This is a genomic window from Polycladomyces subterraneus, assembly GCF_030433435.1.
Lineage (GTDB): Bacteria > Bacillota > Bacilli > Thermoactinomycetales > JIR-001 > Polycladomyces > Polycladomyces subterraneus.
In genome coordinates this window covers 24,246-36,778 of record NZ_JANRHH010000052.1, presented here as the reverse complement: position 1 = coordinate 36,778, position 12,533 = coordinate 24,246, and the positions used below count along the sequence as shown (strand labels likewise).

The window sequence follows — 12,533 nt, the reverse complement described above, 5'->3', positions numbered from 1 at the left end:
GTGCACGGATTGAAGTATGGTTAACAAGAAAATTGCCATATCCAACGCCCATCGCTCTTGGACCCGTCCCTGCGCTCCGGAACGTTTTGTTATGGCGTCACTACTAGCTTGCCCCACGTTTTTCGCCCTTGCAGCAGTTCCAAAGCATCCGGCAGTTCTTCGAATGAAAACTGCTTGAAAATAAGGGGTCGGATGTGTCCAGCTTGGTACAGCGACATCAGTTGTTCGTGTGCCTCCCGTACTTTTTCTGGCATCAGGCGCCGGAACAGACCCCAATGTACTCCCACGATCGAATAGTTCTTTACCAATGCATGGTTTGTCGGTGCTTCTGCAATGCGGCCCCCGGCAAATCCGATCACCAGCAGTCGCCCCTCAAAGGCGATGCACTTGCGTGAAAGATCAAACACGTCACCCCCGACCGAATCGAAGATCACATCGGCTCCCCGCCCGTTTGTCAGCGTTTTCACCACTTCTACAAAATTTTCCGTACGGTAATCGATCGCTGCCTCAGCTCCCAGCTCCCTGCATATGTGCACCTTTTCCGGCCCTCCGGCGGTAGCGATCACCCGGGCGCCGGCTGCCACACCCAGCTGAATAGCCGCAGAACCGACACCGCCTGCCCCAGCGTGTACGAGCAGCACCTCATTCGGTTGGAGTCGAGCGCACCGATGTAATGCGTAATAGGAGGTTTGATATGTAATAAACATCGCAGCCGCTTCAGTAGCCGGAACTTCTTCCGGAATCGGATACACCGCTTCCTCGGGAACAACCACCCATTCGGCAAATCCACCTGCCGGTAGCTGTGGCAACGCAAAGACTCGCTGGCCTGTCTTGAGTGAAACACCCGCTCCCGTTTTTTCAATCGTTCCTGCGATTTCCGCACCGGGCGTGAACGGCAACGGTGGTTTTTCCTGATATTTTCCCTTGCACAGCAGGATATCGAAGAAATTGAGCGAAGCCGCTTCCACCCGTATCAATACAGTTCCTGGCAAAACCTTTGGCATCGGAACATCTTGCAGCCGCAACACTTCCCGTACCTCACCAAGTTCTTTCACAACCCACGCACGCATGTTCCATCCCCTCTCCCAGTTAATTAGTTCCTCCTGAAAAAGAAGTTTTTTTGGATTAACTATTTGAAACCCATCATTTTGAACCTTTCGGGGTGATGTTGACACCCTGTTCCGTCAGCTCTGTTTCATTTTCCTTTCTGCCGAAACCTCGGTCCGTTGCAACCGTAATTGGATCCTTACCGGATCGTTTGATGTGTCTTCAACAGCCGGAACTAACATCCGCTGGCTTTCCCTGATATCCGCCTTTACCCGATGCGACGCCGAATACATTGCCAATGAAATGCGAATAACCTTCTGTGGCATTGGTTAGAATATTCTGAATGAAATGTAATGAATGGGCTTCGTTTATCTGCTCCACGACTTCCTCGCCATAGCGTTGCGGGCATAGATGAGCGTCGGGGTCGGGCATCGGTTCGTAAAATGGCAATCCGACAAAAACTGGCGCATGTGATGCTGTCGCCAACCTTTTTTCACCAAAGACTCATAGACCAGATGATATAGAGAACATATACTACCCAAAACATGGCCTAGATTGGTTGTTCACTAAGTAAGGTCTCCTTTCTAGTTGGGCAGGGTGAAATCCTGCCTGCTTATCTTAACTTTATATGCCCATGTCTCAGTCTTGATGTATAGGGGTATGGGGCTATGAAGGTAACCTAGTCGCTTCTCGTTCCGCTCGTATAGCTGCTCTGTCATCTGGGCTTACAGTACCTCATTCATTCGCAGTGATTGACAGCGTTTTCAATCTATATTATCTTAATATATAAATAATTAGAAACATTATTTCAAATATGAAATGTTAAACATAATGTACGGATAGACGTGTTTCGTTTGAGCCTTGGGCTGTCGTGAGGGTATTGGTCCGTGAGAGTTGGTTGGAGGCTCGCTGAATCTACCGTGAAGGAGGACTATATATGAATTTTTCATTGACGGAAGAACAGAAGATGATACAGCGGACTGTTCGTGAGTTTGTCAAAAAGGAATTGATGCCGCTTGAACAACAAGTGCTACGCAACGAACGGGAGGGCAGGCCGGGTATCACTCGTGAGGAGATCCATGCTCTTCAACTCAAGGCGAAGGAACTCGGTTTTTGGGGCATCAATACACCGGAGGAGTACGGCGGTGCGAACCTTGGTCCGATCATGACCGCACTCATCCAAATGGAACTGGCTCGTACCTTCGTCCCGTTCAACTTCGGTGGCTCTGCGGATAACATCCTCTACTATTGCAACGAAGAGCAAAAGAAGAAATACCTATTGCCGGTCATTAACGGTGAACGCCGCTCCTGCTTCGCCTTAACCGAACCGGGTGCAGGCTCAGACGCCGCAAACATCCGCATGTCCGCTACGAAGGATGGAAAGTATTGGGTTTTGAACGGGGAGAAGATTTTTATCACGAACGGGCACGAGGCCGATTTCGCGATGGTATTTGCGGTGACGGACAAGAAAAAGGGAGCGAGCGGAGGCATAACCTGCTTCCTGGTCGATCGAGAAATGGGCTGGCGCTCTGAGTACATTCATACGATGGGGGAATGGGGACCAGCTTCCTTGATTTTTGAGGATGTGCGTGTGCCTGAAGAGAATATCTTAGGCGAACTTGGCTGGGGATTCAAACTCGGGATGCAGTGGATCGGACAGGGGCGCTGGATGATCGGGGCCCGTGCAGTGGGAGCTGCGGAACGGCTTCTGCAAATGGCTATCGATTACGCCAAGAAGCGCGTCACGTTCGGGAAACCCATCGCGGAGCGGCAAGCGATTCAGTGGATGATTGCGGATTCTGCGGTGGAGATTGAGGCAACCCGCTGGCTGGTATTGCATGCGGCCTGGATGGCGGAAAAAGGTCTCGATACGCGGCATCAAGCTTCCATTGCAAAACTGTTTGGTGCGAATATGGCCAACCGTGTGGTCGACCGCGTGCTTCAAATTCACGGCGGAATGGGATATACGAAGGAATTGCCGATTGAGAGGTGGTACCGTGAAATGAGGGTTTGGCGGATCTTTGAAGGTACAGACGAGATTCAGCGGTTTATCATCGCCCGCAACTTGTTGCGCGGACACGTCAGAGTCGGTGAACTGATCGGGTGATATCTTGACGGATGGGAATTAGTGCTTGAGTGGCGTGTGAAGTATTGACGGTGTTTTCAGTCTATATTATCTTGAGTATATAGATAATTAGAAATTATATTTCAAATATGAAATATACGACGATAATTTACCGCTTTACAATGAACACTTGTCTGTGAAAGGGTTATAGGAAAACTTTTTGATCGCACGTAAGCCAAGAATCGGCGGGTGCGTTGCTAAGGGGGATTTTGGTTGAGCGGTAATGCACTTCAAACTCGTGGCGGACAGTTTTTGCTGAAAGACGAAGTGAAACCGGATCTGTTTACGCCGGAGGATTTCACGGAAGAACACCGGTTGATTCAAAAGACGGCGGTTGAGTTTGTCGAACAAGAAGTCCTACCGAACAATGAAGCGATTGAAAGGCAAGATTTTGATTGCGTAGTAAGGCTGTTGAGAAAAGCCGGCGAACTTGGACTGTTGGCGCACAGCGTTCCGGAGGAGTACGGCGGGCTCGGTTTAGACAAAATCACGAAATGCATCGTCGGTGAGGCTGTCGGAGCGAGCGGTGCGTACGGCGTTGCGCATTCCAATCACACTTGTATCGCGACCTTGCCCATCACTTACTTTGGCACACCAGAACAAAAGCGAAAGTATCTCCCCAAGTTGGCAAGCGGGGAGTATCTCGGCGCCTATTGCCTCACAGAGCCATCGTCCGGCTCCGATGCACTGAATGCAAAGACGACGGCGCGTTTAAACGAAGCAGGCACGCATTACTTATTGAATGGTACGAAACAATTTATCACCAACGCCGAGTTTGCAGATACCTTTATCGTTTACGCCAAGGTGGATGGTGAAAAGTTTACCGCGTTCATCGTCGAAAGAGGTTTTCCCGGTCTTCACCTCGGACCGGAAGAAAACAAGATGGGGATCAAAGGCTCCTCAACGCGTCAGGTCTATTTTGAGGATTGTCTCGTTCCTGTTGAAAACCTGCTTGGGGAAGTCGGACGCGGGCACGCCATTGCGCTCAACGTCCTCAATCTCGGTCGCTTTAACTTGGGCAGCGGGACCATTGGTGCAGCGAAACACGCGTTTGCGTTGGCGCTAGATTACGCATCTGGTCGTCGTCAGTTTAACCGGTTCTTGACCGATTTCCCGGCCACACAGGAAAAAATTGCGGATATGGCCTGTCGGATCTACGCGGGTGAATCTGTCCAGTACCGCACCGCAGGTTACTTGGAGCAGGCGCTTGGTGATCTCTATCAGGAAAACGATACGAAGCTGATTGAACAGCGTTTGAAAGAGTTTGTCATCGAATGCTCAATTTGTAAGATTTTCGGTTCCGAAACTTTGGATTTTGTGGTCGATGAGGCTCTGCAGATCCATGGTGGTTACGGATTTATTAAGGAATATCACATTGAGCAAATGTACCGGGACGCACGGATCAACCGAATTTTTGAAGGGACGAACGAGATCAACCGTTTGCTAATTCCGACAGTACTGCTGCGAAAGGTCGCAACAGGTGACAGCGAATTTACGGACGCAATTGAAGGGGGACGCAGATCCTTCGACGCACCGCCGGTGTTTCCTGAAGGTCCGTTGAAACTGGAACAGGAAGCAGTTGCAACTGTACGCCGGATCTTCCTGGCATGTGCTGGGCTAGTCGCTTCGAGGTTTCACGGGAGTCTCCAGGAGGAGCAAGAAGTGGCAATGAAACTCGCTGACTTGGCGATTCAATTGTATTCCATGGAAAGCGCCGTACTGAGAGCGGTGAAGTCGGTTTATAAAAATGGTGCTTTGAAGGCTGCAGCAAAAATCGATTTAGCCGCGGCGTATGTGGAGGACACGATGCTTGAAGTGGAGAAGACGGCGAGGAAGTTGCTTGCGGCCCTTCTTGGTGAGAGTGAGTTACGTCAATATACGAGCAATCTGCAACATGCTTTGTCCCATTTTATCCGGGAAGGCGGCGTGGAAAGAAAGCGGCGCATTGCAGGACGGCTGGTAAATTCGAAAACCTACGTATGTTGAGACAAAAATACCTAGGAGTGGAACGAATGACGAAAGAGGAATTGTTGCAAAAACTCGCTGAATTTGAGCAGGAGGACCTCTCTGTCGCGTTGAAAGCGGCACAGGCAGCGAAACGTGCAAGGACTGAAGGATTCTATTTTCTGCATTATTTTTTTGAGGAAGAACGAATAGAGGAGTCGGTGGGTCAATCTTTGGTGACCATTCCGGTGACGGAACTCGTGATGAATCCGGCCAAGATGTTGCATGGCGGTGTGACGGCTTTCATTTGCGACAACGTAATGGGGATGGCGAGTTACATGGAAAAAGGCCGGTCTGGTGTTACGCTTGATCTCAGTGTCCGCTACCACAAACCTGGCAAAGGTGCACGTTTGATTGCGCGGGGCGAAGTGGTATCGGCAGGTTCCCGGATTAACTCGGCACGCTGTGAAGTGCGAGATGAACAGGGCTCTTTGATTGCGACTGCCACAGGATCTTTTTACCATCGATGAATCGTAATAAGGGGGTTAATGTTGCCATGATGGATTACCCACTGCTGTTAAAGTCTATTCTCTATCGGGCGCACACGGTCTTTCCCGAGAAAGAAATAGTATCTCGTGATTACTCAGGGATTTTCCGCTACACCTATGCGGATCTATACAAACGGGTTTGCCGGCTGGCGGGGGCGCTTGACAGACTCGGGGTTCAAGCGGGCGATAAGGTCGGGACATTTGCTTGGAACAACCATCGTCACCTGGAACTTTACTTTGCTGTTCCGTGCTCACAGCGGGTTCTCCATACGGTGAACATCCGGCTCTTTCAGGAACAGTTGGTCTATACCATCAATCACGCAGAGGACAAGGTGCTGTTCGTCGACGAAGACCTTGTTCCAATCATAGAGGGCATCGCGGATCAACTTCCCTTGGTTCAAGCCTACGTGATCATGACTGACAAGGATAGCCTGCCGGACACTACGCTGAAGAATGTGTATTTGTATGAACAGCTCATCGCCGACGGTCCAGACGTCTATGAGTTCCCTTCATTCGATGAAAACACGCCAGCGATCATCGGATATACGTCGGCGACGACGGGGATGCCCAAAGGGGTCGTGTACACGCACCGTGGTCTGTACCTGCACTGTCTGACGACGCTCGTCGGAGAACTCGGATCGGACGAGCGGGACGTGACAATGCCGATTGTTCCGATGTTTCACGTCAATGCTTGGGGCAGACCGTTCTCTGATACCTGGGTCGGAGCGAAGCAGGTATATCCCGGCAGCCGTCCGCAGCCCGAGGATTTCTGCGAGTTGATTCACAATGAACGTGTAACTTTCAGCGCAGGTGTCCCTACGATTTGGATGGGAATTCTCAATCATGTCCGTGCCAACCCTGGACGTTATGATTTCAGTTGCGTTCGCTATTTCCTTTCGGGCGGTTCTGCATTGCCGGCCTCGTTGACTGAAGCCTACGAGAAGGAATTGGGTGTCCGGTTGTATCAGGGATATGGACAAACAGAGACGAGTCCGGTGACGTTTGTCTGTTTCCCTAAGTCGAGTCTCGACGACTTACCGGAGTCTGAAAAATACCGCTTGCGAACCAAATCCGGGCTGTTGTTGCCTGGGCTGGAGATGAAGATTGTCAACAGTGAAGGTCGAGAAGTCGCCCACGACGGCAAGGAGATGGGGGAATTACTCCTAAGGGGGCCGTGGATCATTAACGAGTACTACAAAGACCCTGAAAAAACAAAAGAAGCATTCGCGGACGGCTGGTTCAGAACGGGAGACATCGTGACGATTGATGAGAACGGGTACCTGCAGGTTATAGACCGAACGAGAGATTTGATCAAGAGCGGCGGAGAGTGGATATCGTCTGTCGACCTAGAAAACACGATTATGGCTCACCCGGATGTCTTGGAGGCAGCTGTCATTGGCATTCCCAGTGAAAAATGGCAGGAGCGCCCTCTCGCCTGTGTTGTCTTGAAACCAGAGGCAAAAGGCCGCGTGAAGAAGGAAGATATTTTGAAATTCCTTGAGGATAAAGTGGCGAAGTGGTGGATCCCTGACGATGTCGTATTTATCGACGAAATCCCAAAGACGAGTGTGGGAAAGTTTTCCAAAAAGACGCTTCGTGAGCAATACGAGCAAGGTAAGTTGATAAAGTTCAATGACCCGCATGTACCCTTTCGGCATTGAACTAAGAGGAGAGGCGAGTCAATGGAATCGTCGTTTTCGTGGCCGACGGAGCCGCATCATTCAAACGGTGATGGACGATTTCAGTGAGGCTTCCCCACACTGACTGAAAGTTCACCCCATAAATATCTGAATTTTTTATATATACATTACATTTCCGATGGCCCTGAGGGGGGTATGGAATGGCGCTGTTGTTGCAAGAGTTGCTCAATGGGCTGGTTTTAGGGAGTATTTACAGCCTTGTGGCGTTAGGTTTGACCCTCGTCTATGGGGTGATGGAGCTTCCTAATTTTGCTCATGGGCACCTGTACATGCTAGGCGCATACATTACGTTCTTCATGCTAACCTTCTACCATTTCTCGTATTGGCCTGCGATTCTGGTTTCCGTGGTCTCGCTGGTCTTGGTTGGGGTGTTGCTAGAGAGAGTCGTGTTTCATCCGCTTCAAAAGAAACCGCACGTTCACACGATGATCGCTTCTATCGGGGTCATGCTCTTTCTTGAGGCCTTGGCGCAGCTGATCTGGGGGCCGGATTTTCGGCAGATGCCGACTCCGTACGGGGGAGTGTTGAAGATCTTTGGACTGACGGTCACCCAGCAACGATTAATCGTCGTCGTCGCTGCGCTTCTCCTGATGGTCTTGTTGTATCTCTTTTTGAAAAACACGGTCATCGGATCGGCCATTGAAGCGGTGGCGCAAAACCGTGAGGGTGCCTTACTTGTGGGGATCAACACAAATCGGGTGTCGATGTTGACATTCGCGATTTCGTCAGCGCTCGCCGCGATTGCTGCTTCGCTTATCGCACCAATCAACTTGATCTTCCCGACGATGGGAATGATGGTCATCATGAAGGCGTTTGTCATCATCGTCCTCGGAGGGATGGGAAGTATTCCAGGTGCGATTCTGGGGGGGTACATCCTCGCGCTGGCAGAGAGCATCGGCGGAGCGTACATTTCAACGAATTACCAGGATGTGATTGCGTTCGCGTTGCTCGTCTTGATTTTATCCGTACGTCCTGCCGGGTTGTTTTCAAAGGGAGCGTGATCTTTTGAAACATCGTACCTTAGATATTCGCAAGTGGTGGGTTGGCTTTTTGATTCTCCTGTCACTCGCTATTCCGTTTTTGGTGCAGAACGACTACTACTTGCAAGTGATTACTTTGGGCTACATCTGGGCGATTGCGGTATACGGGATGAACATCATTCTCGGTTATACGGGGCAGTTGTCCTTAGGCCATGCTGGATTCTTCGGCATTGGGGCATACACGGTCGCGCTCTTGATGCTTCGGATGGGCCTCTCTTTCTGGCTGGCGATGCTCGTAGCGTGCGTTCTGAACCTGGTCATCGGGTATTTGGTCGGCATCGTCTCTCTGCGGACGAAAGGACACTATTTCGCCATTTTCACGATGGCAGTCGGAGTCATCATCCACTTGGTCATCGACAAATGGGAATCTTTGACCAATGGCCAGGTCGGTCTAATCAACATACCGCCTCCGAACCCAATTGGTCCTATCTCGTTCAACAGCGGGATCGCCAAGTATTATCTCGTTCTTGTTTTTTTGTTCGCGGCTGTCTATGTCGCTTACAGTATCAAGCACTCGCTCGTCGGCCGGACACTTATGGCCGTTCGCAACAGTGAGGAATTGGCTGCGGCCATCGGCATACACGTGATGAGAAATAAGCGGATTGCTTTTATGTTATCCACTTGTTTCGCAGGCGTCGCTGGCGGTCTTTTTGCCACTTACCTCGGGTATTTGGGACCGGACGTTACGGGCGTAGACACCACGTTCAACATGCTGTTGTATCTTTTGGTCGGCGGAATTGGGTCCATCTCCGGGCCGCTTCTTGGGTCCCTCATCGTGGCTGTGCTAACCCAGTTCTTGCAAGTGTTGCAACAGTACCAGATGCTCATCTTCGGCCCGATATTGGTGATTCTCATCATTTTATTTCCTGGGGGCTTGGCCGGGATACCCCACCTTGTAGGTCGTCGTCCCCGCCAGCGGTCGAAGGCCGCGCGATATCTGGAACACGGTGAAACGTTGGACGACTTGAAAGAGGGGGTGTAACATGTTTCTCCGAGTAGAAAATATAACCAAAACATTCGGTGGTCTAGCAGCAGTCAGTGATGTCAGTTTCATGGTAGAAAGAGGGTCCATCACCGCCATCATCGGACCGAACGGAGCAGGAAAGTCTACGCTGTTCAATTTAATCTCCGGCATGCACCTGCCGACGTCCGGCCGGATTTTCTTCAACGATACAGATGTGACAAAGCTCCCAGCCCACAAGATCGCACGGCTTGGCATAGCCCGGACGTTTCAGACGACTCATCTGTTTGCTCAGGAGACGGTCTTGGACAACGTGATCATCGGTCACCGGTTGCGGACGAGGTCAAACTTGTTTGATGCAATCCTTCGAACGCCACGTCTTCGAAGGGAAGAACGGGAATGCCGGGAACGTGCAATGGAAGCGCTCGCGTTCGTTGGAGTGGACCATTTGGCCGATCAACCCGTCGGTGCCGTGTCTCAGGAGGCTCAGAAACGGATCGCGATTGCACTTTGTATCGTCACGGAACCGCAGTTGATTCTCTTGGATGAGATCGCAGGCGGCTTGAATCCGGAAGAAACTGCCGGTGTGGTGGAGCTCATTCAAAAGCTCGTTCAGCATGGTTTTACGGTTTGTTTTATTGAACACAAAATGCCCATGGTCATGAAGCTGGCAGACAAAATCATTGTACTTCATCACGGCCGGAAAATCGCAGAAGGGACACCGGCTGAGGTGAGCAACGACGAGACTGTGATCAAGGCTTATTTGGGAGGGGAACACGTTGCTGCAAGTTTCTGATCTGACGGTCCAATACGGGAGCTACCACGCAGTCAAGGACATCCACTTCTCCGTCCAAGAAGGGGAACTGGTGGTTTTGTTGGGTTCAAACGGTTCAGGGAAAAGCACCGTGTTCCGAGCCATTAGCGGTCTCGTCAAACCAACTGCTGGCCAAATTCAATTTGACGGGAAGAATATAACAGGCATCCCCGCGCATGCCGTCGTTAAGTTGGGCGTCTCACAGTGTCCGGAGGGAAGACTGTTGTTTCCGCAGCTTTCGGTCCTCAAAAATCTGACCCTTGGGGCTTATACGCAGAGGAAGAACAGTGCCGCAGTGAAAGAAGCTTTGGAACAGGTGTTCAGCCTCTTCCCGGTGCTCCTCGAAAAAAAGCATCAACCTGCTGGTTCCTTGAGCGGTGGCCAACAGCAAATGGTCGCAATTGGCAGAGCGCTTATGGCAAGACCGCGGTTGTTGCTGTTGGATGAACCCTCATTAGGACTCGCCCCGTTGGTGGTGGACCAAATGCTGCAGGCCATTGAGAAGATCAATTGCCGTGGGACCACAGTCCTGCTGGCCGAACAGAACGCACATGCGGCGCTTCGGATTGCGCATCGTGTTTACGTGATCAATAGCGGGCGAATTGTGTTGGAAGGCTCCCGCGACGAAATGCTGGGTGATGAGCGTGTGAAGGAAGCCTATCTTGGGATTTAGGGATGAAAACTTAGACTTACACATTTATTTTCATTATATTTATAATATTCTAAACAATATGCTACTGTTCTTATGTGTCATTAGAGACTTATCATTCGTTGATGTTCGGGGTTACTCAAAACCCTTGTATATCTATGAAAAAGGGGAGGACGTAAAAATGGGTAAGAGGATTGCTGCATCGATCATTATAGTTCTTATTTCGATGGCGCTTGTCGCTTGCGGTGTATTTGGAGACACGGGTGGAGAGGTCAACATTGGATATACAGGGCCGCTCAGCGGAGGAGCCGCGTTTTACGGGAAGGACGTTTTGAATGGGATCACGATGGCGGTTAATCAGATCAATTCCTCCGGTGGAATCACCGTCAACGGGAAAAAGGTGAAGTTAAAGGTCGTTCCGCTCGATGATAAGTATCTTCCGAATGAGGCTGCAACGAATGCCAAACGGCTCGTTGGGCAGTACCAAACCCCGATCGTCTTCTGTCCTCATAGTGGCGGTGTCTTAGCCATCCAGGGGTTTAATGCCAAACAACAACCCAATTTCATCCTCGCCGCTTACAGTAGCGAACCGTTGATTCTTCAACAGAACAACCCATTGACCACCATGATCCCGCCGCGTTATGACGCTTATTTTAAACCGTTTGCGCAGATTGAGATGCAGAAGTTCGGGAAAAAGCTCGGATTGATCCCGACGACCACAGCGTATGGCAATAAATGGAAGGAAGGATTCACCAAGGTTTGGAAGGAACTAGGGGGACAAGTTCTTTCCGATAACTCAGTCAACTACAATTCGACGACCGATTTCTCAAATGTCGTGAGCAAAGCGCTGTCAGAACATCCTGACGTCCTGTTTGTTGGCGGCCCTTCGCAGCCCACCGCGCTGGTGATCAAAGCTGCCCGCGACCAAGGGTTCAAAGGAGGATTTGTCGTAATGGATCAGGCGAAATTTGAGAACATGGCCGGCATCGTACCGCAAAACATGTTAAACGGTGCTGTCGGGGTGATGCCGCTGGTCAATTATCCGGGACCGGGTACCACGCAATTCGTTGACGCCTTTAAGAAGGAGTTTGGTCAAGATAAAGTCCCAAATTCGGAAATCGCACAGAATTACCAAGCGATGTGGGTATTTGCAGAGGCGATGAAGCTAGCGGGAACCACGACGGATGTCAAGTCCATCATGGCAAAGATGCCGGAAGCGATTAAGACCTTGCCGGCACAGTACAAACCCTACGGTGTGACGGATATTTCGACCACTGGTCATCTGAAAGGGCCGGTCATTGCAGCATTTGTCAAAGACGGGAAATATACATCGCTGAACATTCCGTCACTTGATCGGTAGAGGTTCGTTCAGCTCTGGAAATGGTGCACCGCGCTCGTACACCGTGATCTACAGAGGAGATTTCTTTGATAACAGCACGTTTTAAAACCCAATTACGAAGACACAGTCCCGTCATATATTCCGGAGCATCTGGAGACTTTCATTCAATTCACACGGTCGAGGAATTCACGGTGCAGGCAGGGTTGGGCGGAGTCATCGCTTATGGGATGCTGACGATGGCTTTCGTTGGACAAATTTGACGGAATTTGTTGGTGAAGAGGGAGATCTCAGCAAATTCAACATTCGTTTCACCGGCATGGTGTGCCCCGGGGACGTCATCACCTGCGAAGGCGTGGTCCTTTCTGT

Annotated in this window: 12 protein-coding genes; 10 read left to right on the top strand and 2 right to left on the bottom strand. The window is 50.6% G+C overall.

Going from position 1 to position 12,533, the window contains the following annotated elements; all coding sequences use genetic code 11:
* Positions 1 to 89: 89 nt before the first annotated feature.
* Both NWF35_RS14955 and NWF35_RS14950 read right to left on the bottom strand, forming a co-directional pair.
* The gene (locus NWF35_RS14955) at positions 90 to 1,070 is read right to left on the bottom strand and encodes an NADPH:quinone oxidoreductase family protein (RefSeq protein ID WP_301240184.1); all 981 of its coding nucleotides are present in this window, start codon (positions 1,068 to 1,070) and stop codon (positions 90 to 92) included.
* Positions 1,071 to 1,269: 199 nt separating this feature from the next.
* On the bottom strand, positions 1,270 to 1,533 hold the full coding sequence (locus NWF35_RS14950) for a hypothetical protein (RefSeq protein ID WP_301240183.1): 264 nt from the start codon (positions 1,531 to 1,533) through the stop codon (positions 1,270 to 1,272).
* Positions 1,534 to 1,984: 451 nt separating this feature from the next.
* Here NWF35_RS14950 and NWF35_RS14945 point away from each other — a divergent pair, with 451 nt between their 5' ends.
* From NWF35_RS14945 to NWF35_RS14900, 10 genes are all read left to right on the top strand, one after another.
* Complete coding sequence (locus NWF35_RS14945; protein WP_301240182.1) at positions 1,985 to 3,154, top strand: acyl-CoA dehydrogenase family protein; 1,170 nt, start codon at positions 1,985 to 1,987, stop codon at positions 3,152 to 3,154.
* Positions 3,155 to 3,385: 231 nt separating this feature from the next.
* Positions 3,386 to 5,158 (top strand): acyl-CoA dehydrogenase FadE, encoded by a 1,773-nt coding sequence (locus NWF35_RS14940; protein WP_301240181.1) that lies wholly within the window; start codon positions 3,386 to 3,388, stop codon positions 5,156 to 5,158.
* A gap of 26 nt (positions 5,159 to 5,184) precedes the next feature.
* Positions 5,185 to 5,646: a PaaI family thioesterase gene (locus NWF35_RS14935; protein ID WP_301240180.1), complete on the top strand. Its 462-nt coding sequence runs from the start codon at positions 5,185 to 5,187 to the stop codon at positions 5,644 to 5,646.
* 26 nt (positions 5,647 to 5,672) lie between these two features.
* A complete protein-coding gene (locus NWF35_RS14930) occupies positions 5,673 to 7,325 on the top strand; it encodes a long-chain fatty acid--CoA ligase (RefSeq protein ID WP_301240179.1) in 1,653 nt (550 codons plus the stop codon).
* 179 nt (positions 7,326 to 7,504) lie between these two features.
* Complete coding sequence (locus tag NWF35_RS14925) at positions 7,505 to 8,365, top strand: branched-chain amino acid ABC transporter permease (protein WP_301240178.1); 861 nt, start codon at positions 7,505 to 7,507, stop codon at positions 8,363 to 8,365.
* 4 nt (positions 8,366 to 8,369) lie between these two features.
* A complete protein-coding gene (locus NWF35_RS14920; protein WP_301240177.1) occupies positions 8,370 to 9,386 on the top strand; it encodes a branched-chain amino acid ABC transporter permease in 1,017 nt (338 codons plus the stop codon).
* Position 9,387: 1 nt separating this feature from the next.
* Positions 9,388 to 10,161 carry an ABC transporter ATP-binding protein gene (locus tag NWF35_RS14915; protein WP_301240176.1) on the top strand — a complete coding sequence of 258 codons (774 nt, stop codon included), beginning with the start codon at positions 9,388 to 9,390 and terminating at the stop codon, positions 10,159 to 10,161.
* On the top strand, positions 10,145 to 10,852 hold the full coding sequence (locus NWF35_RS14910; protein WP_301240175.1) for an ABC transporter ATP-binding protein: 708 nt from the start codon (positions 10,145 to 10,147) through the stop codon (positions 10,850 to 10,852). The genes NWF35_RS14915 and NWF35_RS14910 overlap by 17 nt, the downstream gene beginning before the upstream one ends.
* Entirely contained in the window at positions 10,842 to 12,188 is a 1,347-nt protein-coding gene (locus tag NWF35_RS14905; RefSeq protein ID WP_301240174.1) for an ABC transporter substrate-binding protein, read from the top strand. The genes NWF35_RS14910 and NWF35_RS14905 overlap by 11 nt, the downstream gene beginning before the upstream one ends.
* A gap of 65 nt (positions 12,189 to 12,253) precedes the next feature.
* Positions 12,254 to 12,427, top strand: coding sequence for a MaoC/PaaZ C-terminal domain-containing protein (locus tag NWF35_RS14900; RefSeq protein WP_301240173.1), 174 nt, complete (start codon positions 12,254 to 12,256; stop codon positions 12,425 to 12,427).
* Positions 12,428 to 12,533 lie beyond the last annotated feature (106 nt).

Coding starts and splice junctions, on each gene's coding strand:
- NWF35_RS14955 (WP_301240184.1), bottom strand. CDS start 1,070: ATGCGTGCGTGGGTTGTGAAAGAACTTGGTGAGGTACGGGAAGTGTTG.
- NWF35_RS14945 (WP_301240182.1), top strand. CDS start 1,985: ATGAATTTTTCATTGACGGAAGAACAGAAGATGATACAGCGGACTGTT.
- NWF35_RS14935 (WP_301240180.1), top strand. CDS start 5,185: ATGACGAAAGAGGAATTGTTGCAAAAACTCGCTGAATTTGAGCAGGAG.
- NWF35_RS14930 (WP_301240179.1), top strand. CDS start 5,673: ATGATGGATTACCCACTGCTGTTAAAGTCTATTCTCTATCGGGCGCAC.
- NWF35_RS14925 (WP_301240178.1), top strand. CDS start 7,505: ATGGCGCTGTTGTTGCAAGAGTTGCTCAATGGGCTGGTTTTAGGGAGT.
- NWF35_RS14915 (WP_301240176.1), top strand. CDS start 9,388: ATGTTTCTCCGAGTAGAAAATATAACCAAAACATTCGGTGGTCTAGCA.